General features: G+C 68.3%; 21 protein-coding genes and 3 pseudogenes. 7 read left to right on the forward strand and 17 right to left on the reverse strand.

All coding sequences use genetic code 11. The annotated features are described in order from the left end of the window. Nucleotides 1-46 precede the first annotated feature (46 nt). The 6 genes from ABZ915_RS45480 to ABZ915_RS45505 form a co-directional block, all read right to left on the reverse strand. Nucleotides 47-2047: an acetoacetate--CoA ligase gene (locus ABZ915_RS45480; protein WP_361816309.1), complete on the reverse strand. Its 2001-nt coding sequence runs from the start codon at nucleotides 2045-2047 to the stop codon at nucleotides 47-49. Further along, on the reverse strand, nucleotides 2044-2886 hold the full coding sequence (locus tag ABZ915_RS45485) for an SMP-30/gluconolactonase/LRE family protein (protein WP_361816312.1): 843 nt from the start codon (nucleotides 2884-2886) through the stop codon (nucleotides 2044-2046). Before ABZ915_RS45485 ends, ABZ915_RS45480 begins: the two co-directional genes overlap by 4 nt. Then, nucleotides 2883-4370, reverse strand: a complete 1488-nt coding sequence (locus ABZ915_RS45490; RefSeq protein WP_361816315.1) for a bifunctional 3-(3-hydroxy-phenyl)propionate/3-hydroxycinnamic acid hydroxylase — start codon at nucleotides 4368-4370, stop codon at nucleotides 2883-2885. Before ABZ915_RS45490 ends, ABZ915_RS45485 begins: the two co-directional genes overlap by 4 nt. 11 nt (nucleotides 4371-4381) lie before the next feature. Beyond that, on the reverse strand, nucleotides 4382-5605 hold the full coding sequence (locus tag ABZ915_RS45495) for an MFS transporter (protein ID WP_361816318.1): 1224 nt from the start codon (nucleotides 5603-5605) through the stop codon (nucleotides 4382-4384). 264 nt (nucleotides 5606-5869) lie between these two features. Next, nucleotides 5870-6796 carry a VOC family protein gene (locus ABZ915_RS45500; RefSeq protein ID WP_361816321.1) on the reverse strand — a complete coding sequence of 309 codons (927 nt, stop codon included), beginning with the start codon at nucleotides 6794-6796 and terminating at the stop codon, nucleotides 5870-5872. A 15-nt stretch (nucleotides 6797-6811) separates the two neighbouring features. Beyond that, nucleotides 6812-7648, reverse strand: a complete 837-nt coding sequence (locus tag ABZ915_RS45505) for a fumarylacetoacetate hydrolase family protein (RefSeq protein WP_361816323.1) — start codon at nucleotides 7646-7648, stop codon at nucleotides 6812-6814. A 118-nt stretch (nucleotides 7649-7766) separates the two neighbouring features. On the opposite strand from ABZ915_RS45505, the gene ABZ915_RS45510 reads away from it, so the two are divergent. Both ABZ915_RS45510 and ABZ915_RS45515 read left to right on the forward strand, forming a co-directional pair. After that, nucleotides 7767-8477, forward strand: coding sequence for a GntR family transcriptional regulator (locus ABZ915_RS45510; RefSeq protein WP_361816326.1), 711 nt, complete (start codon nucleotides 7767-7769; stop codon nucleotides 8475-8477). 630 nt (nucleotides 8478-9107) lie between these two features. Further along, on the forward strand, nucleotides 9108-9539 hold the full coding sequence (locus ABZ915_RS45515; RefSeq protein WP_361816329.1) for a hypothetical protein: 432 nt from the start codon (nucleotides 9108-9110) through the stop codon (nucleotides 9537-9539). A gap of 133 nt (nucleotides 9540-9672) precedes the next feature. Here ABZ915_RS45515 and ABZ915_RS45520 read toward each other — a convergent pair whose 3' ends face one another. Then, nucleotides 9673-9996: a transposase gene (locus ABZ915_RS45520; protein ID WP_361816331.1), complete on the reverse strand. Its 324-nt coding sequence runs from the start codon at nucleotides 9994-9996 to the stop codon at nucleotides 9673-9675. A 185-nt stretch (nucleotides 9997-10181) separates the two neighbouring features. Then, on the reverse strand, nucleotides 10182-10385 hold the full coding sequence (locus ABZ915_RS45525) for a transposase (protein ID WP_361816334.1): 204 nt from the start codon (nucleotides 10383-10385) through the stop codon (nucleotides 10182-10184). Nucleotides 10386-10893: 508 nt separating this feature from the next. On the opposite strand from ABZ915_RS45525, the gene ABZ915_RS45530 reads away from it, so the two are divergent. Both ABZ915_RS45530 and ABZ915_RS45535 read left to right on the forward strand, forming a co-directional pair. Then, nucleotides 10894-11742 carry an oxidoreductase gene (locus ABZ915_RS45530; RefSeq protein ID WP_361816337.1) on the forward strand — a complete coding sequence of 283 codons (849 nt, stop codon included), beginning with the start codon at nucleotides 10894-10896 and terminating at the stop codon, nucleotides 11740-11742. Continuing rightward, complete coding sequence (locus ABZ915_RS45535; RefSeq protein ID WP_361816340.1) at nucleotides 11742-12356, forward strand: TetR/AcrR family transcriptional regulator; 615 nt, start codon at nucleotides 11742-11744, stop codon at nucleotides 12354-12356. The genes ABZ915_RS45530 and ABZ915_RS45535 overlap by 1 nt, the downstream gene beginning before the upstream one ends. A gap of 146 nt (nucleotides 12357-12502) precedes the next feature. Here ABZ915_RS45535 and ABZ915_RS45540 read toward each other — a convergent pair. The 3 genes and pseudogenes from ABZ915_RS45540 to ABZ915_RS45550 form a co-directional block, all read right to left on the reverse strand. Next, nucleotides 12503-13012, reverse strand: a pseudogene (locus ABZ915_RS45540) (Tn3 family transposase); the annotation flags it as partial. Between the two features lie 67 nt (nucleotides 13013-13079). Further along, nucleotides 13080-13577 (reverse strand): annotated as a pseudogene (locus ABZ915_RS45545) (transposase); the annotation flags it as partial. Between the two features lie 154 nt (nucleotides 13578-13731). Then, nucleotides 13732-14127, reverse strand: coding sequence for an FAD-dependent monooxygenase (locus tag ABZ915_RS45550; protein WP_361816342.1), 396 nt, complete (start codon nucleotides 14125-14127; stop codon nucleotides 13732-13734). Here ABZ915_RS45550 and ABZ915_RS45555 point away from each other — a divergent pair. Continuing rightward, nucleotides 14127-14300 (forward strand): annotated as a pseudogene (locus tag ABZ915_RS45555) (VOC family protein); the annotation flags it as partial. The gene ABZ915_RS45550 and the pseudogene ABZ915_RS45555 overlap by 1 nt on opposite strands. A gap of 210 nt (nucleotides 14301-14510) precedes the next feature. Here the strand turns inward: ABZ915_RS45555 and ABZ915_RS45560 are convergent. The 4 genes from ABZ915_RS45560 to ABZ915_RS45575 all read right to left on the reverse strand — a co-directional run bounded on the left by ABZ915_RS45560 (nucleotide 14511) and on the right by ABZ915_RS45575 (nucleotide 19720). Next, a complete protein-coding gene (locus tag ABZ915_RS45560) occupies nucleotides 14511-15224 on the reverse strand; it encodes a VOC family protein (RefSeq protein WP_361816345.1) in 714 nt (237 codons plus the stop codon). Nucleotides 15225-15506: 282 nt separating this feature from the next. Next, nucleotides 15507-16250, reverse strand: coding sequence for an NAD(P)H-binding protein (locus ABZ915_RS45565; RefSeq protein ID WP_361816424.1), 744 nt, complete (start codon nucleotides 16248-16250; stop codon nucleotides 15507-15509). Between the two features lie 1969 nt (nucleotides 16251-18219). After that, the gene (locus ABZ915_RS45570; protein ID WP_361816348.1) at nucleotides 18220-18555 is read right to left on the reverse strand and encodes a TraR/DksA C4-type zinc finger protein; all 336 of its coding nucleotides are present in this window, start codon (nucleotides 18553-18555) and stop codon (nucleotides 18220-18222) included. Next, nucleotides 18491-19720 (reverse strand): NADH:flavin oxidoreductase/NADH oxidase, encoded by a 1230-nt coding sequence (locus ABZ915_RS45575; RefSeq protein ID WP_361816351.1) that lies wholly within the window; start codon nucleotides 19718-19720, stop codon nucleotides 18491-18493. The genes ABZ915_RS45570 and ABZ915_RS45575 overlap by 65 nt, the downstream gene beginning before the upstream one ends. A 212-nt stretch (nucleotides 19721-19932) precedes the next feature. Here ABZ915_RS45575 and ABZ915_RS45580 point away from each other — a divergent pair, with 212 nt between their 5' ends. Beyond that, nucleotides 19933-20103, forward strand: a complete 171-nt coding sequence (locus ABZ915_RS45580; protein WP_361816354.1) for a hypothetical protein — start codon at nucleotides 19933-19935, stop codon at nucleotides 20101-20103. A 699-nt stretch (nucleotides 20104-20802) separates the two neighbouring features. Here ABZ915_RS45580 and ABZ915_RS45585 read toward each other — a convergent pair. Then, on the reverse strand, nucleotides 20803-21357 hold the full coding sequence (locus tag ABZ915_RS45585; RefSeq protein WP_361816357.1) for a PAS domain-containing protein: 555 nt from the start codon (nucleotides 21355-21357) through the stop codon (nucleotides 20803-20805). A 636-nt stretch (nucleotides 21358-21993) separates the two neighbouring features. On the opposite strand from ABZ915_RS45585, the gene ABZ915_RS45590 reads away from it, so the two are divergent. Next, nucleotides 21994-22338 carry a MerR family transcriptional regulator gene (locus ABZ915_RS45590; protein WP_361816360.1) on the forward strand — a complete coding sequence of 115 codons (345 nt, stop codon included), beginning with the start codon at nucleotides 21994-21996 and terminating at the stop codon, nucleotides 22336-22338. 429 nt (nucleotides 22339-22767) lie between these two features. Here the strand turns inward: ABZ915_RS45590 and ABZ915_RS45595 are convergent, their stop codons facing one another. Beyond that, on the reverse strand, nucleotides 22768-23031 hold the full coding sequence (locus tag ABZ915_RS45595) for an NUDIX hydrolase (protein ID WP_361816363.1): 264 nt from the start codon (nucleotides 23029-23031) through the stop codon (nucleotides 22768-22770). Between the last annotated feature and the right edge of the window lie 5 nt (nucleotides 23032-23036).

Here is a 23036-nt window from a genome sequence, read left to right on the forward strand (position 1 = left end):
TGCTGCTGGCCTCGGCCTCGGGCAGCCCGGGGCAGCGTTCGATGCTCTAGGATCTGCCGTTCGCTGATCGGGACGGAGCGGAACCGAGAGCGGTGCCGCGTCGCGTACGGTGAGCGGCGCCGATCCGTGCGTACCAGTCGATGAGTTCTGGTCTGTCGACGCTGCCGGGGTCGACCACGGTGTCCTGAGCGTCTCCGCGCAGCAGACGTTTCACGGGGACTTCGAGTTTCTTGCCGGTGCGGGTGTGCGGGATACCGGGGGCTTGGATGATCTCGTCGGGTACGTGGCGGGGGGAGGCTCCGTGGCGTATGGCGTTGCGGATCTTCTCGCGCAGCACGTCGTCGACGTCGGTGCCGTCGGCGGTGGTGACGAACAACGGCATCCAGTAGTCGCCGCCGTCCTGCTCGATCCCGACGACGAGAGCTTCTGCGATCTCCTCGAGCCCCTCCACCGGGCCGTATATGTCGCTGCTGCCCATGCGTATGCCGTGGCGGTTCAGGGTCGCGTCGGACCGGCCATGCATGATCACCGAGCCCTGATCGGTGATGGTGATCCAGTCGCCGTGCCGCCACACTCCCGGGTATACGTCGAAGTAGGCGTTGCGGTAGCGGGAGCCGTCCGGATCGTCCCAGAAGAAGAGCGGCATCGACGGCATTGGCCGGAGTACGACCAGTTCCCCCACCTCGCCCCGCACCGGCTTCCCGTCCGGGCCGAAGGCTTCCACGGACACGCCCAGGCAGGGGGCGGACAGCTTCCCGGCCCAGACCGGAGTGGTGGGGGTGGCACCGAGGAACGCGGTGACCACGTCGGTGCCGCCGCTGGTACACACCACCTGTGCCCGGGGCCCGAGCTCGTCGGCGACCCAGTGCTGCAGGTCGCCGGGGAACGTCGAGCCGGTGACGCCCAGGCGCTCGAGCGAAGCCGGACAGTGGTCGGTGATCCGCACGCCGGCCTTGCGACACGCCGCCAGGTAGCCGGGGCTGGTACCCAGGACCTTCACCTCCAGGCCGGCCGCGAGCTGCCAGAGCGCATCGGTATCGGGATACGTCGGGCTGCCCTCGTAACACACGGCTGTGGCACCCAGCAGCAGACCAGCGACCAGGACGTTCCACATCATCCAGCTCGGCGTGGTGTGCCACAGCAGGCGGTCCCCGGCGCGCAGGCCAAGCTGCAGGCCCAGGTTTTTGAGGTGCTCGAGCACGACCCCGCCGTGCCCGTGCACGATGCCCTTCGGCCGTCCGGTCGTGCCCGAGGAGAACACGACCCACAGCGGATGGTCGAACGGGACGGGGCGGGGTGCGAAGTCGGCGTCGTGCTCGGTGAGCGCGGACCACCCAAGGGCGTCGGGCACCCGTGTCGCGTCCCCTACAACGATGGTCGCCGCCAGGGTCGGCAGTGCGTCGCGCAGGGCTTGTACGTCGGGGCAGCGGTCGATGTGCTTCCCGCCGTGGAGGAAGCCGGTCGCGGCGATCAGCACGGTCGGCCGGAGTTGTGTGAACCGTGCCGCGGCCGCGGCCGCGGTGTAGTCCTGCCCGCACACCGCCCAGGTCGCGCCCAGGCTGGCGGTGGCGAGGAAGGCCGCGATGGCCTGTACCCCGTTGGGGAGGTATCCCACCACCCGGTCACCCATGCGCACGCCAAGTCCGGTGAGTGCCTGCGCGAGTGAGGCGACCTGGCGACGCAGTTGGTGCCAGGTGATGGCCACCGGACCGGTGTCCTCGGTCACCGTGATGACGGCGGTGTCGGTGCCGGTCCGGTCGCGGAACACCTCGGCCGTGTAGTTCAGCGTGCTGCCGGGGAACCACACGCTTCCCGGCATGGCCTCGGTCGCCAGCGCGGGTCTCGCTGGGCGCTCGGGCAGACGGAAGTAGTCCCACACCGCGGCCCAGAAGCCGTTCACGTCGTCAACCGACCACGCCCACAGCTTGTGGTAGTCACCGCTCAGGTCACGTCCTGCGTGCTGTGAGGCGAACCGTGTGAAGTCGGTGATCCGGGCGTTTTCGACAGCCTGTGTCGTCGGGGTCCAGTCCGGTGGCTTCGTGCTCATGAGGTGTCCCCCGCCTTTGCTACTTCGAGCAGTGCGACCGTCGTGTGCACTGCCTTTGTGGCCATGGCCTCGCCCAGAGGGAGGCCATGGGTATCGGCGAGGGTGACGAAGAGCCGGTTCCCGCCGTCGCTGCAGCATGCGATCGGCAGCAGCGTCCCGGTGCCGATCGAGGTGACCAGCTCGTTCTCCCGCACCAGGGCGACGGCGTGTCCGGTCGTGGTGGCCACCCAGACTCCGTCCTGTGTCGCCCAGATTCCGTCCGGCCGGACGTCGTCGCCGATCAGGTGGGCGAGGTCGGCGTAGGTGCGACGGTCCGTGAGGGCACCGTCGTCTGCGACGGTGAAGGCGGTCAGTCGTTGCCGGGTGGTCTCGGCGACAACCAGGGTGCGGCCGTCGCCGGCGAAGGCCAGCCCGTTGGGGAACTCAACGTCTTCGGCGGCCACCTGTACCGCTCCGTCTGCAGCAACGCGCAGCAGCCGACCCGGTCGCAATGGCTCACCGGCGTGCGCGGCGAAGCCGACGTCATCCACGTAAAGGTTGCCGTGCGGGTCGCCGACCATGTCGCCGAGCGGACCGGTGGCCACCGCGCTCAGGTCCGCGTAGGTGTCGAATTGCTCACCGGTCCACACGCCGATACGCCGTTGATGCATCATGGCCCCGACCAGCCGCCCGTCCGGCAGGAACCAAAGGCCGTTGGGGATGGCATTCAGCGGAATTCCGCGCCAGGGGCCGTCGTGGTCGGTCCACAGCTTTCCGCCCTGAGTGTCGGACAGCCACAGTGCACCGCGCTGCCAGCGGGGGCCCTCCCCCCACGTCATTCCGGCCGCGTACTCCTTCACGCGCCCACCTCCTGTACCGATGCCGTCCGCGCCAGGTCGCGGGTGGCCCGCTCCAGTTCTGCCGTGTCGGCGACGAGCGCGAAGGTGTAGCGATCCGGACGGATGATTGCCGCTGCCGCCTCGTGTTCGGCAAGCCAGCGGTCGATGGCCGGCCCCGTCTCCGGGACGGCCACTACGCCGAGTTGGCGCCATAGCTGCTGCACGTCCACGGACACTTCGGAGGTGACCTCCCGCTTCCCCACGACGGTGAAGCCGTATCCGCTCACATCGTCCAGCTTCTCCCCGTTCGCGCCGCGTGGCTGCGGGCTCAGTTGCCCGATGGCTCCGCCGGGCTGGGCAACCACGCCTGGCCCTAGCAGCGGCCGGTACCTCTCGATCGTCTGCGTTCCGTTCAGCTCCGGGAACGCGCCCATTCCGAGGGCTTCGATCAGGTTGGACTGCCGAGCGGATTCCTCAATGTAAGGGCGCACGTGCGCAGCCCGCTCGCTTTCGTAGGTGTCGAGCAGGGCTTGGGGACTTTCGCCCTTGACCACGGCGGCGAGCTTCCACGCCACGTTCGCGGCATCGCGCAGCCCGGAGCACATGCCCTGGCCGAGCATGGGAGGCATTTCGTGCGCGGCGTCGCCGGCGAGCAGCAGGCGGTCGGACCGCCAGCCGTGCACGAGCCGGGCGTGCCATTCGTAGGTGTCCGTACGCATGATGCGGTAGCTGCCCGGTTCCAGCCAGCGGCTCAGCAGGTCGTACACCGACTGCGGTCGTTCGAGCTCTGCCGCGTCGTCCTCGTCGAGCAGCATGAACTCGAAGCGGAGCATGGGCGGGAAGATCGGGACGTAGGTCACGGGCCGCTTCCCCTCGCACCAGATGAATCCGCTGTCCGCTGGGAGCTGTGCAGGGTGTTCGAAGGGGTGGATGTCGACGATGAGGGAACGCTGAGTGCCGTGGAGGTCCTCGACTTCGGCGTTCATCGCCTGCCGGACGAAGGAGTTGGCGCCGTCGGAGCCGACGGCGTAGCCAGCCGTGAGAGTGGTTTCGGCTCCGGTCGACCGGTCGAGCAGCGTGAGCCGCACCGCTTTGTCGTCCTGCTCGATCGCGGTGGCCGTCCAGCCGAACCAGAGGTCCGCGTTCGCGTCGGCCGCCAGCAGACCCCGCAGCCGCGACTCGAAGTCGGGCTGGTGGAACTGGTAGTCGGTGCGCCAGCCCTGGTCAGACTCCTCCTCGGGCAGCGTCTGTTGGAGGAAGGCCTGCCCGTCCTCCCGGTGGAGTGTCCAGGAGGCTTGGCGCAGGAACTGGTGTTCCATGTCCTGCGCGCCGAGGGTCTGCAGAAGGCGCATGGTCTCGTCGTCGAGATGCGTGGCGCGCGGATGCTGGCAGACGAGTCGGTTGGGGTCGATGGCGGCGACCCGGAGCCCCTTCATGGCCAACAGTCGTGCGAGAGCCAGTCCGACCGGGCCGCAGCCGACGACGGCGATGTCGTAGGTGTCCATGATGCGCTCTTTCATTTTGTGTGTCCGGCCGTCGGCTCTTTGGCGCGCGGCGCGGGGGCGAGACGGCCCTGATTCTGGGATGTCCGTCCGCCGACAGCCAGGGCGAGGGCTGCGCCGAGGACGGCGGGGACGGCGAAGAGGACGAAGTTCCAGCGGGGTTCCAGGCCGGCCGCGAGGATCCAGCCGCCGAACGTGGGGCCGGCGATGGCGCCGGTGCGGCCCACCCCGAGCGCGACACCCACCGCGCTGGCCCTTGCGGTCACCGGGTAGGAACGTGAGATGTACACGTTGATCAGTCCCTGGACGCCGACCGCGCCGCAGCCGCCGACTATCACGATGCCGTAGAGCACTGGCAGCGGCAGTTGGGCGCTCATGGCGACGATCGCGGCGGCTCCGAGGGCGAAACTGGCCGTGATCGGGCCCCTCGATCCGGCACGGTCAGCCAGCAGCGCCATCGCGAGCCCGCCGACGGTGGCACCGAGGTTCAGCAGCACGAGGAAGGTCTGTGAGTCCTGCAGCGGATAGTCCGCCGTCTGCATCAGCCGCGGCAGCCAGGTGTTCATGCCGAAGATGAGCAAGAACGACAGGGCCGCCATGGCGCAGAACATCAGGGTGGTGCCGCGGTAGGGCGGTCTGAGCACCAGCCGGACACCACGGTTGCCGAGGTCGGGGGTCGACGCGCTGACCGCCTGGCGGTACTCCGTGGACTCGGGCAGCCAGACGAAGGCCATGGGCAGCAGAAGCAGACCGGCGATGCCGCCGACCAGGTACTCCTGGTGGAAACTGTGCCCACTCAGCAGTGTGTTGGCGACGAGGGCCGCGGACGAACCGCCGATGGCGGTCCCACACTGGACGATGCCCGAGTAAAGGTTCTTTCGCCTGTCCGGGGCCAGTTCGAAGATCAGTGGGCCCATCGCCGGGTAGATCGCACCGACACCGAGCCCAACGACGAATCGGCCGGCGCCGAACAGTGATGGAAGGGGTGCCACGGCGCAGGCGAACATCCCGGCACTGACCACCGCGATACTGATCAGGGTCGTGCGGCGCCGGCCAAACCGGTCGGTGAACTGGCCGACCAGCAGGGAGCCGACGAGCATGCCGATCGGAGTGAGGCTGCCGAGCAGGCCGACGAAGGCGACGGAGAGGTGCCAGGGACGGTAGCCCAGCAGCAGCGGAGTGGTCGCACCGTAGGCGACGAGGTCGAAGCCCTCCAGTGTCATCACAGCCAGGCCCACGGCGAGCGCGGTGCCTGACCGCGATGAAGGGCCCGGGGACGGTTGGCCGCGCCGACGGACGAAGGCTGGTGTGCTCAATGTTCCGGCTCCGATTTCAGCAGTCTCACCCGTCGCGACTGCTGACCGCGGCGCTGCGGGAAAGGGGGGAGGTGTCTGTGTGCGGCTCGCCGACGGCGGGTCGGCGCAGGAATGCGGCTCGGGTCCCCATCCGTGTGATGCGGGCGGGGCAACGCGCCTCGTCGCGGTTTACGGTGTCGGGCGCTCTCAGTTATTGGCCTTATGGGCGCCGGCCATCAGCGCGGCCAGGTCTTCGGGAGCGAGAAACGACGGCGGCGGCGGAGGCCCCCAGGTGTAGAGCGCCTGCATTCCTTCGAAGGATCGTGGCGTCCACAGCTGGTCGTCGACGATGCAGTCCATGTCGGCGTAGTACTCGCTGAAGTTGCCGGCCGGATCCTTGAGGTACCAGAAGAAGTTTGAGCCGATGTGATGGCGGCCGAGCCCCCACACATGGCGTTCCGGGTGCTCGGTGAGCATGCGCGTGGCGCCCCGGCCCACCTCGTCGACATCCGTCACCTGCCAGGAGGTGTGGTGCAGGAAGTTGAGCGGCGCCTGCTGCACCAGGACGTTGTGGTGGTCGGTGGAGCAGCGCAGGAACGCGGCTGAGCCGGGCACAACATCGCTGACCTTGAATCCGAGTCCTTCGGTGAAGAACCGCTGTGTCGACTCCTGTTCCACCGAACCGATGACGACGTGGCCCAGGGCCAGGGGCCGGACCGGGTCGGTGCGGGAGAGTACGGGTGCTCGGGTGCCGGCACGGTCCAGGCGTCCGGGACCGTTGTACGGGGTGGCCGGGACGGTGATCCGGGTCAGCCGGGGTGCGATGCGCACTTCCACCGAGATACCGGCGATGGGTTCCCTGGTACGCAGGGCGTTGACGTCGGGTTCGCAGGACAGCTCGAGCCGTTCCAGGTTCGCGGCGATCCGGTCCAGGTCGTCGCCGTCGTCGGCGGCGACCGTCATCGCCAGCAGGCGCCGGACGGGGGAATGTTCGAGGAAGAACTGTTCACCGCCTTCGACGGTGACGAACCGTCCGGGTGCCACCTGTTCGAGTCCGAAGTCGACGTAGTAGTCGGCAGCCTCGGCCACGTTCGGCACGCCGACGGTGAGTGACTGCAGTCTGTGCAAGGCCATGGTGGTGCCCTTCTCTCAGGCGGCGACGCAGGTCTGCCGGAGCTGTCCTATGCCCTCGATGCGGGTGATGACCTCGTCTCCTGGCCGCAGGTAGCGCTGAGGGGTGCGGGCGTGTCCGACTCCTGCGGGAGTGCCGGTGAAGATCAGGTCGCCCGGCAGCAACGGGCAGACCGCGGACAGCCCTGCGATCAATTCGGCGACCGGGAAGATCATCGACGAGGTGCGGGACTTCTGGACGCTCTCCCCGTTGACGAGGCATTCGATCGCCAGGTCGTCCGGATCCGCGAACTCGTCGGCCGTAACCAGTACCGGCCCGGTCGGCGCGAAGCCGGGGAAGGACTTGCCGAGGGAGAACTGCGGGACGGGGCCGACGGACTGCACCTCGCGCTCGGAGTAGTCCTGCCCCGCGGTCAGCCCGGCCACGTAGGACCAGGCGTCCCCGGCGGCCACGTGCTCCGCCCGGCGCCCCATCACCACCACAAGCTCGGCTTCCCAGTCGACGCGGCCGCTGGGCAACCTCAGCTGCGTGTCCGGGCCGGTCAGGGCCGTGGCGAACTTGGTGAAGACCGACGGGGACTCAGGCGCCGCCAGGCTGGCCTCTTCGGCGTGGCCACGGTAGTTCAATCCGATCGCGAACACCTGCCGCGGCGTCGGCGAAACGCTGCCGTCCGGCCCAGTCGATCCGTGGGCGCCTGCAGGCTCCACCTTTGCAGCCCACGACCGGAACGCGTCCCACTCCTCGAACACTGCCAGCGGATCAGCCGAAAACCGACCAGCACTGGCTCGCTCGACATCGATCACCGCCTCTCCGGTCACCAGACACATCCGTCCGGATCGGGTCGTCGTCCTCATGGTGCGCTGCCTCCGGTGCTCTCGCTGCTGAATGTCTGGAGTCAACGCCCTCTCCGTCGATACGTCAATGAAATCTCGAGATTTTTATAAAATACCTAGAGGGGCTAGTATCTTCGACATGACCACGACCCGCTCCATGACACGCGCCGAGGAGATCTACAAGCGGCTGCGCGCGGACATCCTCAACGGACGGCACGAGCCCGGTTCACGTCTGCGCGTGGAAGCCCTGAAGGACAGCTATGGCGCCAGCAGCGGGGTACTACGGGAGGCGCTGCCCCGGCTGGTCGGCCAAGGACTGGCGACCTTCGCGCCGCAGCAAGGGTTCCGGGTCGTCACCGTCTCCCCCGAGCGCCTGCAGGAGCTGACCGAGGCCCGCGTATTCATCGAAACCCACGTGGTCCAGGAGTCCGTCGCCGCCGGCACCATCGAGTGGGAGTCCGATCTGCTCGCGGCACACCACCATCTCGCCCGCACTCCGTACTTCAGCGACGACGGAGCCCTCGGCGAACGCTGGCTGAACGCCCACGCCCGCTTCCACCGCGTCCTGCTGGAGGGATGTCCCAACCGGCAGCTGCGGGACATCGCCACACAGCTGCGCGATGCCGCTGAGGTCTACCGCTGCTGGGCCCGCACACCGGCCGAGCACAGCCACCGCGATGTCGCCGCAGAACACAAGATGATCTGCGATCGCGCCATCGCCCGGGATGTACCAGGCGTCGTCGAGGCACTCAGCCAGCACATCAACATCACCGCGCAACTACTGCTCAACGCTTACGGGCGGCACGAGGAAAAAGGCAAGCAGGACCCCGGCCCCCCATTTGGTTGTTGAAAGAAACGCGCTGGTCAGCGAGCCTGCCTGCCTCTCCCCGTGGTCTCGGCGGCGGTCGTTCACCGCGCCCAGGCAGTCGGTGTTCATCTAAGAGGCCGCGCAGATAGGCTGCGCGGGGAGCCCTGGCAGCAAGGCAGGCACAGGTTCCGGTGATCATGGAATTGCGACGCTCTGGACACCGCCACCGCCGCCACCGGCCCCGCTCTGCAGCAGCTCCTCCGTGAGCTGGACCGCTTCGCGCACGAAGGGCCGACCAGGGAGGAGACGGCCGCAGCACTGCGCTACACGACGCGGGTCACCGCCCTTTCCCTCGCCTCCCAAAGCAGCCTCGCCTCCACTCTCCTGTCCCACCTCACGCTCGGCCAGCCCCTGGACTGGCTGGTCGCCTTCACGCGGCGCCTTCAGGACGTCAGCGCAGCCGAGGTGAAGGAGGCGGCCGCCACGTTCTACACCCCCGCCCGCTTCGGCGGCGTCATCGTCGGCGACCTGAAGAACCACGAGATAAGCGGCCCAGATGATGGAAATGACTGAGAAGCCGTGTCTCAACCGAACGTGATCCCTTGATTCCTGCTGGTCAAGCATGGTTTCGCTCGGGTTGAGGGAGGCATCGCGACATCTTGTGTCCGCTTCATGGTCGAGGGGCGTGCGGTGGCGTCGGTGCTGGGAATGCTGCAGGAGCGAGAGGCGTCTGCTCGTGTGCGGGTGGAGGGCTTGCGGGAGGAAGTCGCGCGGTTGCCTGAGGTGTTGGAGGCCGCGGAGATCGAGCTGGACCGGCGGGTGATCGCGCGGGAGGAACTGGTCGAGGCCCTGGCCGTCTCCGCGGCCGAGTCCACTGCCGTGACCGGGACCGAGGCGGAGGAGGAAGCGGCGCCATCGCTCGCGCCGGTGCCGGGCTCGACGGTGCCGCCCTGGTGGGAAGGGCTGCCGGTGACGGTTCTAACGCCGGACCATCAGCGGATTCTGGGCGTGCTGGAACAGCAGCGATCCACGGGTCACGGGCCGCTGGGAGCCAAGGAGATCGCGGTGGAACTGGGCCTTGGGGCGACGCCGGCGAAGGTCTAGGGGCTGCGGTCGAAAGCCCGGCGCCTCGCGGAGCGCGGGTGGCTCCTCTTGGAGGCGTCGGGGGCATTCAGTGCCGGTCGGCGGCCCGTGGCTGCCAGACGCCGGCTCATCCGCGTGACCATCGACCACCGGATCATCGCCTCGCTGGTGGCGGGCAGGGCCTCGTAGTCCGGGCCAGACGGCGGGAGTTCATCAACCATGCGAACGCGCGCTCTGCCACCCACCGCCTCGGCAGCACCACGAACCCTGTCATGTCGTCGGTGCGCTTGACGATCTCCAAGGTCAGGGCGAGGACGTCCCGGCACCAGCCGCCGGTGTAGCCGCCGTCGGCCCAGACGAGGGTGATGTCGCGGTGCAGGCGGCGCAGCCGGGTCAGCAGGCCTGCCGCGGCGTCCCGGTCGCCGATGTTCGCAGCGGTGAGCGTGACGACCAGGAGCAGACCGAGGGTGTCGGTCACGATGTGCCGTTTGCGGCCCGGCACCTTCTTCCCGCCGCCGTAGCCGCGTGCGCCGGCACCGTCGCGGCGGCCCGCACCGACTGCGCGTCGATGATCCCCGCCATGGGCTCGGCCTCGCGGTCCTCGCGCTCACGGACCTCCCCGCGCAGCCGGTCGTGGAACTCGGCGATCAGCCCGTGCTCGCGCTAGCGGCGGAAGAAGGCGTAAAACCGGCTCCAGCCGGGGAAGTCCGCGGGCATCGCCCGCCACGAGATCCCGCCCGCGACCAGGTAACGGATCGCGTCCAGCAGCTGCCGGTGACAGTAACCCTCGGGCCGTCCGCCCCGCCCCTGAAGCCAGGCGGGCACCGGCAACAACGGCCGGACCTCCGCCCACTCCGCGTCCGTCATGTCCGACGGATACCGGCGAACCCGACCAGGATGATCGGCAGCGTTGCCGTACACGTGCGCGAGGCAATCGCACGACCCGGCGGGCGAGTTGAAGTCAACGGGCTCGAGCGCGTACAACAACGACAACAGGGCCTCCGGGAACCGCTCGGAATGGGGTCGCACCCCCGAGCTACCAGGAGGCCCTGCCTTCATGCGCGTACCGCCGGAAGATCACCCGACCAGGACTCCGTTCAATCCACACGTTCCAAGACCGGTTGAGATACGGCTTCTCAGGCCCTCGCTGGGTGTCCCTGTGATGATCGTGATGATCGGGGTGCGGTGCTGGTTGTCGGCCTGGCTGCTGGGCCTTGACGGCGCTGATCCGGGCAGTGCGCGGCACGCGGATGACCTGGGGGTTCCATTCCGTGAGCGCTACCAGAATCGACATGGTAACGATAAAAATCGACACGGTGTAGACTTTTGCTGGAGAGGGCGCCCCGGCTCCTCGCGAGACCTCTCTGGAGGAACAATGGAGAAGCGGAACTGGCTCATCACCGGCGTCAGCACGGGCCTGGGGCGCGCTTTCGCCCAAGCCGCCCTGGCCGCCGGGCACACCGTCATCGGCACCGTCCGCTCCGAGAAGGACCTGCGGGCCTTCGAAGAGCTCAGGCCCGGGCACGCTCACGGCCGTATCCTGGACGTGACGGATGGTGACGCCGTCTCCGGCGCAGTCGCGGAGGTCGAGCGGAGCGTCGGCCCTCTGGACGTCGTCGTCGCCAACGCCGGCTACGGCCTGGAGGGGACCTTCGAGGAAACCCCGCTGGCCGAGGTGCGACGGCAGTTCGAGGTGAACGTGTTCGGGGCGGTGGCCACCCTGCAGGCGGCGCTGCCCCACATGCGCCGCCGCCGCCGCGGACACCTGATGGCCGTTACCTCCATGGGCGGGCTCATGGCCGTGCCCGGCATGTCCGCCTACTGCGGCAGCAAGTTCGCCCTGGAGGGAATCCTGGAGGCGCTGGGCAAGGAAGTCGCGCAGTTCGGAATCCATGTGACGGCGATCGAGCCCGGCTCCTTCCGCACCGACTGGGCCGGACGGTCCATGGCACGTGCCGCGCGGACCGTCGACGACTACGACGAGTTGTTCACCCCCATCCGCGAAGCGCGGCAGAAGGCCAGCGGGAACCAGCTGGGCAATCCGGCCATGGCGGGGGAAGCGGTCGTGCACATCACGACGGTCGAGCAGCCGCCGGCCCACCTCGTCCTGGGCTCGGACGCGCTGCGGCTGGTCACCGCCGCACGCACGGCCGTGGACGAGGACATCCGCGCGTGGGAGACACTCTCGCGTACGACCGACTTCGCCGAGGGCGCTCAGCTCTGATGCCCGGCCACCATTCCGCGCGCAGCCGTCGCACCATCGAGCGCAAGGGGGATGTCCGGGAGCGGGCCATCCTCGACACCTGCGAAGCCCTGCTGGCGCACAAGGGCTACGACGCCATGACCGTCGGCGACATCGCCCAGGGCGCCGGCATCACACGCGGGGCCCTGTACTTCTACTTCGGCTCAAAGCAAGAAGTGGTCACGGCACTCGTGGCCCGGACCGTCGAGCACCTGTGGGAACGGTCCCGGGGCACCGCGCAGACCGACGAGCCACGCCAGGCCATCGCAGCAGCCATGCAGCGCACGGTCGAGCTGTGGAACGAACACGGCCCGGTCATGCGCACGGCGATCGACCTGTCGTTGACCGTGCCGGAGATCGGTGAACTGTGGAAGCACACGGCTGACCTGTTCATCGCGGCCATCACCGCCGTCCTGGAACGCGCCGGCATCCAGGCCGGCGCGGCACCGGACCAGGCCTCGGCGATGGCACGCGCCCTGTGCTGGATGATCGAGCGGACCTTCTACCACGCTTCACAGGAATCCCGCGAGAAGCTCGAAGAGGCGTCGGCGACATGCGAACACATCTGGCTGACCAGCGCCGGCCTGATCAGGTGAGGTATCTGCCATGGACGCGGTGAGGCGCGGAACCATGAAGTCCGGGTCGAGCCTTGCCCTCGTGAAGTGGACACCTGTTCGCGTCGTTATGCGGCGAGGGTGCTGGTGACCAGATGCTGTTCGCAGGCGATCGGAGCCCCAGCTCCTCACCCCAGGGCCGCCGCCGGTCTGCCCTCGGGGGCGCGCGGCACGGGTACGGTGTCCCGGGCGGTCAGGTCCAGGTCGAGATGTCTGTTCCTATCCAGCTCGAACCGGCCGTAGGGATTCACGTGGGTCCAGAACAGCGGGGAGAGCGCCCGCCGGTCCGCGTCAGTGAGGGTGTCAGCCCACTTCGGACCGGCGAGGACCTGCTGCATCAGCAGCGTGTTGACGTGGACCAGGGCGGACTGGAGTAGATGCAGCGCGAGCATGGACACCTCCTGGGACTCCTTGTCCTGTCCGGCCAGGTCACCGTCCTTGCCGTAGAAAAGGTCCTTGTTCGCAGAATTCCAGTTCTCCACCACCTGCAAGCCCTCGTGAATCTCCTGGCGCAGTTCGACGTCGGCGAGGTAGTCACAGATGAAGGCTGTCCGAACCGCGCGCCCCAGCTCCTCGATCGCCTGGTAGGTGGGGTGCTTGGGGCCGCCGCGGGTGAAGCGGCGCAGGACCTGCTCGGCCTCGGCGGTGCCCGGGACTGTAAATCGTTCGGCCCTGCCTCACTCTCGGTGGTGACGGAGGGTGGCGCTATCCGAGGAGGATGCGGTGGCGGAGGAGGGAGAAGCCTGCTCGGCCGTGCATCTGGCGCGCGATTCACTTGGTCTTGGTGTTGACGCCTTCGGTGGGGCCGTTGCTGTACGGAAGTGTGAGTGCGGCATCCACGGCGTCGCGGTCTCGGTCCAGGCCCCGGGTGAAGGCGTGCAGATGAGGCAGATCGGCTGAGCGAACCTCGACGATCCAACGCGAGAGCCCGTCGGCAATTCCTGCGCAGGGCGTCAGGAGTTTCGCGAAGCTCCGGACAACGGCGGCCAGTTGGGTCATCTCGGGGCAGGCGGCGGTGAGCCGTGCCAGAAGATCGTGATGTTCGGCCTTGAGGTTGTCGGGCCTGGTGAGGATCATCCGGGCGAGCCGGCGCGGGGAGATGTGGCTGCGGTCGGCGTCCGCGCGGCCCTGGTTGATGTACTTGTGCAGGAGGTTCAGGCAGCCGGCGAACCCGAGGGTCTTGATCTCTTCGAAGAGGTGCTGCCGAGACGCCACCCAGCCACAGGCCGCCCTCGGCATCGCGTGATCAAACCGGACAGACTCTCTGACGACGCCGCCCTGGGGCGGATGCCACCGCCGGAAAGGTGCACACGATCGACGCGGGCGCGGCAGCGGGGCCGGGGGCGGTGGAGTCGGCTCAGGCAGTCGCTGTGGGAACGAGGTGGTCGAGTCCCTGCGCACTGCCCGTCACGGCCTCGATCGAGCGCGGCAGCATGATGCTCTCGTAGGCGCGGACGGCGTCGTCGACGCTGGATTCGGTGACGAGGGCGTGGGCGAGGTCGGAGCCGTCGAGCATAGCGAGATTGGCGCCCAGCCCGACCGGGGGCATCAGGTGCGCGGCGTCGCCCAGCAGCGTGACGCCGGGAACGTGCTCCCAGGTGTGCGGGGCGGGCAGGACGAAGAGGGACCGGTTGATGAACCCGCTGTCGCTGTTGCGCAGGATGTAGCGCAAGCTCTCGTCCCAGCCGTCGAACATCGTCAGCAGGTGCGTCCGTACAGTCCGCTCGTCGCCGAGGTCGATTCCGGCAGCCACATGCCGTCCATCTTGACCTGCTGTCATGCCCCGGTGACGAGATAGCAGCGGAGGTGGCTCGGCTGCGGACCCTCGGCGCCACCGACCTCGACGTTGGGCAGGGCGACGTCCCGTGGACGTGTCTGATCGGCCCGAAGGGTGATGAGTTCTACGTCCTCTCCCTGTCACACTGACGGCTGGTCGTCCAGCACTGGGCTCGGCGCGCCGGTGGTGAGCGCGCTGAGGATGAGGTCGGGGTCCTGGGCGAGCGGCAGCTGCTCGACAGGGTTGGGTGTGGCTCTCTCTCCTCGCGGGAGGCGTTGAGCTGCTCGTTGGGTGACGGGGGCCTGCCCGACTCTCTGTTGCGCTCCTCGCAGCAGCAACCGCCTACCGCGGCTCCCGCTTCACCGGCGCGTGTACACGCGGAACTCGTTGCCGTCGGGGTCGGCCAGCAGCACTGCGCCCTCCCCGCCGTGGGCGGGGTCGAGACGCTTCGCCCCGAGGGAGAGCAGGCGCTCGACCTCCGCTTGCTGATCGTCGTCCGGTGCGAGGTCGAAGTACAGGTCCTTGCCGGGGGCCGGCATGAGTGGCGGACCACCCCAGGTGATCTTCGTACCGCCGTTCGGTGACTGGATGGCGGTCTCCTCGTCCTGGTCCCAGACCAGCGGCCAGCCCAGCGCCTCGCTCCAGAAGTAGCCCACGGTCTGCGAACCATCACAGGCGAGCGCTCCGATGAAGCCGCAGCCGGCAAGGAAATCGTTGCCCGGCTCGATGACACAGAATTCGTTGCCCTCGGGGTCGGCGAGTACCACATGGGACGCGTCCGGTCCCTGGCCGACGTCAGCGTGCTGCGCACCAAAGTCGAGCGCCCTGGCCACGGTCTCCTGCTGGTCCTCCAGGGAGGAGCTGGTCAGGTCGAAGTGCAGCCGGTTCTGGGCGGACTTCTGCGTTTGGGAGGGACGGAAGCCGAGGCGGTAGCCGGCGACATTCCCGGACAGCAGGGCGACGCCATCGTAAGAATCGTCGGCTCTCTCCAAGCCCAGGACGCCGGACCAGAAATGCGCTAGGCGCTCGGGCTGGTGCGCGTCGAAGGAGATTGCGAAGAGTCGGCTGCTCATTGCCCCACGCATCCTCGGTCCGTTGAGTGCCAACGGTCGGCAGGGCGCCGTGTCAGCGCCTCGAACGAGGATCCTATGAGCGGGCCAGCCTCAGTTGCAGCCGAGTATTCCGCGACCCCGGAGCCGGAGCTGCACCCTTCGCGGCCCGGGCTGCGCCCCTTGTTCAAGCCGTCATACAAGGCGCCGTGGCCACGGCGGTGTTCCGGCGCGAGCGCCAGGTCCACCAGTGTGTGAGCGACACAGTTCGAGGATGATTTCGGGCCGGGACTCTGAACGGCGAACCTAGCGGAAGTCGTCCGCGTGCTCTTCCGCCCACGAGCGGAACGTACGCGCCGGCGCGCCGGTGATGTCTTCCACCGTGGAGGTGATCAAGTTCGATTCGTGCCGCGTTTCAGCGCTGGCCAGCAGGGCCTCCACGAGAGCGGGTGGCCTGCCGTCGGCGAGCATCTGCTGTCGTGCGACCTGCACGGGGACCTTCTCGAAGCGGGTCGTGCGGCCGATCGCTTCCCCGATCGCGTGTACCTGCTCGGCTCTGCTCAGGACCTGCGGGCCGGTCAGGACGTGTTTGGCGCCCGCATGCGCGTCATCGGTCAGCGCATGTACCGCCACGGCCGCGATGTCGCGTTCGTGGATCACCGCCGTGGCGGCGATATCGGGACCGCGGACGACGTGCGTGGTGCGGATCTGCTCGGCCCACCCGCGCGAGTTGGAGGCGATGGTGTTCGACCGCAGGACGGTCCACTCCAGGCCGGACTTTTCGATCAGGCGCTCCATGTCGGCGTGGAGCTGTTTGATCGGGTCGGTCTGCGGTTCGGCGTCCTCGTTCACACCCGAAGATGAGAGATAGACGATGCGGCGGGCATGGCGTGCAATCGCCTCCAGCACGGCGGGCGCGCCCTCGGCCGTGAGGAAAGGCCAGATCAGGAACACTGTGTCGCTCCCGGTCAGCGCCCTCTCCAGGGTATCCGGCTCGGACAGGTCCCCGCCTACGACCTTGGCTGTGGGCAGATACAGCCGTCTGTCGATCAGCGTGCGTCCGCGGGCGGTTGCATAGGCGAGAAAGACTGCGCGGCAGCGGAGCGGTTGCCGTCGCCCTGCAGGCACATGCCTTGCTTCCGTTCGACGTCGAACGTGACGGAGCCGTCGGCGGGGAATCGGCCGAGGGCGAGGAAATCACGGGGTAGTCACGCGAGTCGCCCTGGTCGGTGACGCCGCGGGGCTGGGCGACCGCTGCAATTGCCTTCCGCGGGCACTGGCAAGCCCGCCGCCGATCAGGCGGATGCCGCGCGCCGACCAGGTGGAGGTTTCTGCGCTGGGGAGCCCAGCCGGTGTCTCAGCCACCGGTTTCCCCCGTGCTGCTCGGTGAGCCACTACTGCCAGGAGAGGCGCTGATGCTGCCGGAAGGACTGGCGGAGGGCCTGGTGGAAGGAGTCGCTGTTTGCGAGGGCGCGCTGGGACGGCGGCTACTGGAGCTTCGGGCGGTCGGCGTGGCCTTCACTGGTGGCGGTGCACTGGTGGTGGCGGGAGGCCGAGAGACCGGTGATTTACTACGCGTTGCCGTCGGCAGAGGACGCCGGATCCCGTCACTGTTCCGGTCCTGGACGCCCCGTCTTGCTGGGTGCGTGGTCACACGCTCCGATGAGTCGGGTGCGTCGGTGACGCGGACGCCAGACTCTTCGGGGGAGGGCTGTTCCGGGATCGGGGCTGCTCGTGGGGCTGTCGGCTGGGAAAGCACCGAAGCAGTGGCCACGCCTCCGAGGACGGTGAACGCGGCTGCGGCAAGCGACCTCACGGCATACTTCTTCAACCGCGACGGTCGGTCGCATCGGTCTGTCGGCAAGTCCTGCATGGGAGTTGCTGCCCCAGGAAGGGGGGACCCGGAGGTGTCCTGTCCCTCGCTGCAGCGGACCTCCGGCATCTCTGCGCCCACGGCTGGAGCGCCGTCCGTCCGATCGCTCAACTGTGCCATGCCGGGGTCGTGTGCCCCGCACTCCGGACAGGTTACGGCGCCGTTAAGCGTGCGGCTGCACGGGATGCAGTAGTCCATGAAGCGACCGTTCTCAGTCCTTGCAGTGGCGGGAGGAGAGATGCGCCCAAGCCAGGCAGCAGTCAGCGACGAGGAAACACCGCATGGTTTGTTCCGGGCCGATCTTTGGCATCTGCGAACCTCACTTACCGGTCCACGGGCGGGTCACCGGTTACTGGGGTCAACGGAGCGGATCGAATGAGTGCTCAGTCGGTGACTGAATAGTGAGGTATGTAACTCTGGCAGAAGGGTCGTTGACGACCGGGACGGCGCGGAGGCCTCGGCGTGCGAGCCGATGGTTGCATCTCGATACGGGCCGACCACTGCTCACACCCCACGGATCGACCTCCCTTGCGCGCAATGATTCTTTCGCTCCCGCGATGTCTCAGGACAGGGAGGGAAGGCAGTGAGAATTGATCACTTCTCCGTCTCACCTGGGTGGCGCGCCGCGGGCGGACGGTCGGCCACCGGTTGCAGGCACGAAAGGCAATGGCCCTGGTCCCACCTCGGCGCCCGACACCACCCCGTCATGCAGCATGCGCCAAGGTGTGGGCGGCCAGGCGTTCCGGGTGAAGGGCGGATCCTTGCCCAGCGCGACATCGACTGGGAGTGCAACAAGCGTGAACAGCACGCCCTCGTGGCCTGCGTCACCGCCGCTGTCGTCCGCCGCGACCGCCGAACTGGTCAGTTGCACAGGCTCTGAGCGCCACTTCCACCTCCATGCGGGGTTCCATCTCTATCCGGTCATTCCTTCTTCCGGCCAGTAGACACGGAACTCCATGAATGGAACGCTCCCTACAAAACGTGGACGGTTCACACGCCGTTCGCATCCACCAGCCGGCCTGCTCCGGCTCGCCTCGCCGCTCCATCCTGGGATGCGAAGCGCACCTCCCAACAGCCCGCGTCAGGCGCTGAACGAACACGTCGAGTTTGGGGCAGCACGACATGTCGCGCCCTCTGTGGCACGCTTCAACGAGCTACGGACGCGCAGCGCACGCAGGTTTTCGCCGCCGGGCGAACTTCGAGGCGCCCCGTCGCAATCGGCTCACCACATTGCTCGCAGCGCCCGTAGTCGCCTCTTTCCAATCGCTCCAGGGCGTGATCGAGATCGTTCAGATGCTCGCGCGCCTGGGCCAGCAGGGCGGCGACGTGCGCCCGCTCGAAGGCCGTGCTCGCCCCCTCCGGGTCGTGCTCGTCGTCAATGGCCACCAGTGCGTTCGCCTCGACGATCCCTTCGAACTCACGGCTCAGGGCGGATATCCGCTGCAGTGTGCCGACACGGTCGGCCGCGAGCAACGCACGCATCGACTCGCTGGGGGGTGCGGGAAAGGCGGCATTGGTGCATGGATCGCTCATATGAGAGGAAACCTCTTCGCCTTGGGTCCAATTCCCGGGTGCCTAAGCGGTGACGTGGGCGGCCACGCTCGTACTGCTTCGGCCACGGGACGTCGTCACGGAGCACGTGGGCCGCGCGGAGCGGCCAGGTCGGGTTGCGCAGAAGTTCGCGCGCGAGCATGATCGCGTCAGCCGAGCGATCCACGAGGATTTGGTCGGCCTGCTCCGGTGCGGTGATCAGGCCGACTGCGGAGACGGGCAGGGCCGCGCCCTCGCGGACGGCTCGGGCGAAGGGAACCTGGTAGCCGGGCTCCACTTCGATACGGGCGTTGTGGACGAGGCCGCCGCTGGTGACATCCACCAGATCGACGCCGTGGGCCACCAGGTGCCGCGACAGCTCGACCGTCTCCTCCGGCGTCCAGCCGCCGTCGGCCCAGTCCGTGGCCGAAAAGCGTACGAACAGCGGGCGGTCCTCCGGCCACTGCGCCCGTACGGCGTCGGTGACCTGGACGAGGAAACGGCTGCGCCCGTCGAGACCGCCTCCGTACTCGTCGCCGCGGTGGTTGGACAGCGGTGACAGGAATTGGTGCAGCAGATAGCCGTGCGCGGCGTGGATCTCCAGGACCTCGAAGCCGGCTGACAGCGCCCGCGCGGCGGCCTCGCCGAAGGCCCGGACCAGAGCGCGGATGTCGTCCGCGCCGAGCTCACGTGGGGCCGGCCAGTCCCCGAACGGCAGCGGTGACGGTGCCACCGTCTGCCATCCTCCCGCCTCCGGTTCGACGTACCCGCCCCCCTCCCAGGGCGGTGCCGTCGACGCCTTGCGGCCGGCATGGGAGATCTGGATGCCGGCAATGGCCCCCTGCCCATGGACGAAGTCGGTGATCCGCTTGTACGCGGCGGCTTGCCCGTCATCCCAGATGCCGGCGTCGGAAGGGGTGATCCGGCCCTCAGGTTCCACTGCCGTGGCCTCTTGCATGACCAGGCCGGACCCGCCGCGTGCCAGGGAACCGAGATGGACCAGATGCCAGTCCTGCGGATAGCCGTCGACCGAGCTGTACTGGCACATGGGGGCCACCCAGGCCCGGTTCGGAAAGGTCGTGCCGCGGAGGGTGAGCGGCGAGAACAGACGGCTCATCGGAGGCCTCGCAGAGGGGACGTAGGACGCCGGGTGCCCCGCAGCCGTCGAGCCGTGACGGCCTGGGCTCCTGCGGGCGCCCCTCACGGTGGGTGCACCCGAGTACCCGGCCGCTCGTGGCACAACCACGGCCAGGGGTGCTTCACCCACTCGGATGTCCCGGTACGTGGCGGTCCGGGCCGTGGTCCGGGTCAGGCGGCATACCGCCGACGATGTCGACGCGCGCCGACATCGCCGCGATCGTTCGGGAAGAGGGGATTTTGAACGAGAAGCACATTCCACAAGCACTGTTCCGCGCTCCTCGTAAGGCGGGGCGTTTGAAGCCGAGAGGAGACTCCGTGCTGCACAAGCGGCTGGAAGACGCCCTGGCCCACGCGAGCTGAACAAGATCCAGCTCGCCGCCCGGACGGGACTGTCGCGCACGACCGTCCAGGCGGCTTTCCAGACCGGCGGGCCTGTTCCGTTCGCCGCGACGGTGGCGGCGCCGGCCGGGAATCAGGGCCTGCCCGCCAAGCAGACGCGGGAGCTACTTCAGCTGCGACGGGCCGCGGCAGGCGAGATCGATCCTGTGCGGTGCGCGAGGAGAGGGTCGGCCAACCGATCAGGCAGTGGGATCCTCACGACTTGGAAGTCCATCCCGCCGGAACCCCCACCGTCTCGGCCGGCTTGGGCGCTCGGGCGCAAGCGGGCGCAAGCGGGCGCTGCCCGGCTGTGTGCGGCGCGCCCATGAACAGGTTCTGGCCGAGGTGGTCGGTGAGGCAGCGGGGGCCACAGTCGGATGCTGGTGCTGGTCGGATCGTCCTCGACCGGCAAGACGCGGGCGTGCTGGGAGGCGGTCCAGCCGCTCGCGGCCGAGGGGTGGCGGCTATGGCACCCCCTACAATCCGACCCGGGCCGAGGCCGCGCTCGCCGACCTCGACCGGGTGCGGCCCCGCACGGTGGCGTAGCTCAACGAGGTCCAGCACTACCTCCGCCAGTCGCAGGTCGGCGAGCGCATCGCGGCCGCACTGCGCACTCTGCCCACCCCCACCGACCGGGGCCGGTCCTCGTCCTGGGCACCTTGTGGTACTCGCCCCGCCGGCTCAGACCCAGGTCGCGAGCATGCGCCGCACCGCCGAGAAGGGGGACCTGACAGGTCCGGATCCTGTCGACCGGGGCACGTACGGCTCGAAGGCCTCCATGGCGGCTTCCCGGCCAGGGCTGACCGACGGCAGGTACGCCGCGCGGCGGGCGCGGACGACGTCGGTCATGTCCTCGGACCGGTGGATGATCCAGGCGACCTGCCCGTCCGCCCCCAGCACGGGCACGTTGATCGCGGACCACCAACGCTCCTTGAACACCCCGGGGCTGCCGGCGACCGGAATGTCGTACTTCTGCAACGCCATGTGATCGGTCTGGCCGCTGGACAGCACCCTGTGCAGGGAGGCTTTCAGCGTCGCCACCCCGTCGGCCTCCGGATCGGCGGGGTGGTCCGGGAAGGCGTCGAAGAGGTACTGCCCGAGCAGCTCGGCCCGCCTGCGTCCGGTCACCTCGCAGAACGCCGGGTTGGCATCGACGATCACCAGGTCCGTGCCGAGCGCCAGACACGGGCTCGGAAGGGCGGCGAACAGCGCCACGTAGTCGATCTGCGGTGTCACACGTGTTCCAGCCAGTCGATCCCTCCTTCAATGTACGAAGTGCCCAGCTCCCGCGCCCCCCGAGCCCGCCCATGGCGCCAGGTGGCCGCTGCGCAACGCTCAGTCGGCCCACCTGCCCATCCGCGGCCTGCTGGCACGGTCCAACCACCAAGACAGCCGAGCCTGAAGCCACAACCTGCCGTGAAGCACTCTTCGAGGCGCAACGGAGGAAATCTGTCATGGCCGAGGTAGACAATGGCCATTCACAGGGCTACCGTTTCTCCTGTACCCAGGAAGTCGAAGTGGGCACGGCAGACAGGAACTGCCGTGCATGCAGGTCAAGCAGGGCGCGCCCCGAAGGGGTCGCGAGCAATACCCCCGTTATCCAGCAGTACAACCGAGTAACCGAAGGTAAGGAGCAGAACGCCATCAGGATCGCCCGGGCGAGGAAGCAGTCCGCCCGGGTACCGCAAGGCCCCGGATTGGAAGGTGGTCCCCGGTCACGCATCCGCGATCCCTGCAGTCCAGCCCTCCCAGGCGGAACCTGCGGACAAAGAAGGCCGGCGCAGTCGGCCGGTAGATGGTGTTGAAAGCTCGGGGCCCGGGTGCCAGTACGGCACCCGGGCCCCCCGACGCATCCCCCGAAAGAAGAGGTCTATGCCCCCTCGCAGTACCCGGCCCGCCGACATCCTCGACGACGACGACTACCCCGCCTACACCATGGGCCGGGCCGCCGAGATGCTCGGCACCACGCCCGCCTTCCTCCGCGCCCTCGGCGAACACCGCCTGATCACTCCCTTGCGCTCCGAAGGCGGCCACCGCCGCTACTCTCGCTACCAGCTGCGCATCGCCGCCCGTGCCCGCGAACTCGTCGACCAGGGCACCGCCATAGAGGCCGCCTGCCGCATCGTCATCCTCGAAGACCAGCTCGAAGAAGCTCAGCGCATCAACGAGCAACTGCGCACCCAAGGCGGCCAGCCCCAATCGAAGCCCTCAGCCTGACAAGGACGCGGACTGCGGCCCCGACGGACCAGCAGACCAGGCACCCCCTCACAGGTCCGCGCCGCCGCCTCGCGCTGGGCCGCAACCAGTACGCGCACAGCACTACACAAGGTCCCTGCGCATTTCGACGAGGATGGTCGAAGCCATCGCGATGACCGCGCCGACGAGCGCGGCCACCAGGGTCGTCCACTGCATTCCAGCAGACTAGGAGCCAGCCAGCTCCGCAAATAGAGCGTGGTCAGTCGTAAGCTGAGCCGCGAGCGCACCGACGGGCAGTCCATGGACCTGCTCGATCTCATGTCAGCGGGCAAGTGCCGTAGTACGCCGTCGACGTCGCAGAGCACGGCGGCATACACAACTAGCTAGTGATCTGCCCTGGCAGTTTCCAGTATGACCGCGGTCTGCTCACCCGCACAGCGTGGGAAGCGCTCATCCGGTCAGGACGACGGGGCGCACGGTGCACCGTCGCTCGAGGAATTCGGTGACCAGATCGGCGAGGCCAAGCGGGTAGACCGTCTCGGCCGTGGCACGCAGTTCGGCAACGCTCCACCAGCGGAATTCGCGGACGTTGTCGGGCTGCGTGGCGCGAGCCGGGTGGACATCGGCTGCGGAGACACGTGCGAGGAAGTACCGCTCCACCTGCCTGCCTTCCCGCCCACCCACCAGGTGGTCCTTGCTGGAGTTGGCGGTCAAGAGGA

The sequence above is a fragment of the Streptomyces sp. NPDC046915 genome (assembly GCF_040644935.1).
In the GTDB taxonomy this organism is placed as follows: Bacteria; Actinomycetota; Actinomycetes; order Streptomycetales; family Streptomycetaceae; genus Streptomyces.

What these genes read in the sequence shown, in the direction of transcription:
- ABZ915_RS45480 (WP_361816309.1), bottom strand. Translation starts at nt 2,047, where the DNA reads ATGAGCACGAAGCCACCGGACTGGACCCCGACGACACAGGCTGTCGAA.
- ABZ915_RS45490 (WP_361816315.1), bottom strand. Translation starts at nt 4,370, where the DNA reads ATGGACACCTACGACATCGCCGTCGTCGGCTGCGGCCCGGTCGGACTG.
- ABZ915_RS45500 (WP_361816321.1), bottom strand. Translation starts at nt 6,796, where the DNA reads ATGGCCTTGCACAGACTGCAGTCACTCACCGTCGGCGTGCCGAACGTG.
- ABZ915_RS45505 (WP_361816323.1), bottom strand. Translation starts at nt 7,648, where the DNA reads ATGAGGACGACGACCCGATCCGGACGGATGTGTCTGGTGACCGGAGAG.
- ABZ915_RS45510 (WP_361816326.1), top strand. Translation starts at nt 7,767, where the DNA reads ATGACCACGACCCGCTCCATGACACGCGCCGAGGAGATCTACAAGCGG.
- ABZ915_RS45515 (WP_361816329.1), top strand. Translation starts at nt 9,108, where the DNA reads ATGGTCGAGGGGCGTGCGGTGGCGTCGGTGCTGGGAATGCTGCAGGAG.
- ABZ915_RS45525 (WP_361816334.1), bottom strand. Translation starts at nt 10,385, where the DNA reads ATGACGGACGCGGAGTGGGCGGAGGTCCGGCCGTTGTTGCCGGTGCCC.
- ABZ915_RS45530 (WP_361816337.1), top strand. Translation starts at nt 10,894, where the DNA reads ATGGAGAAGCGGAACTGGCTCATCACCGGCGTCAGCACGGGCCTGGGG.
- ABZ915_RS45535 (WP_361816340.1), top strand. Translation starts at nt 11,742, where the DNA reads ATGCCCGGCCACCATTCCGCGCGCAGCCGTCGCACCATCGAGCGCAAG.
- ABZ915_RS45560 (WP_361816345.1), bottom strand. Translation starts at nt 15,224, where the DNA reads ATGAGCAGCCGACTCTTCGCAATCTCCTTCGACGCGCACCAGCCCGAG.
- ABZ915_RS45570 (WP_361816348.1), bottom strand. Translation starts at nt 18,555, where the DNA reads ATGCGTGCGTTGCTCGCGGCCGACCGTGTCGGCACACTGCAGCGGATA.
- ABZ915_RS45575 (WP_361816351.1), bottom strand. Translation starts at nt 19,720, where the DNA reads ATGAGCCGTCTGTTCTCGCCGCTCACCCTCCGCGGCACGACCTTTCCG.
- ABZ915_RS45580 (WP_361816354.1), top strand. Translation starts at nt 19,933, where the DNA reads ATGTCGACGCGCGCCGACATCGCCGCGATCGTTCGGGAAGAGGGGATT.
- ABZ915_RS45590 (WP_361816360.1), top strand. Translation starts at nt 21,994, where the DNA reads ATGCCCCCTCGCAGTACCCGGCCCGCCGACATCCTCGACGACGACGAC.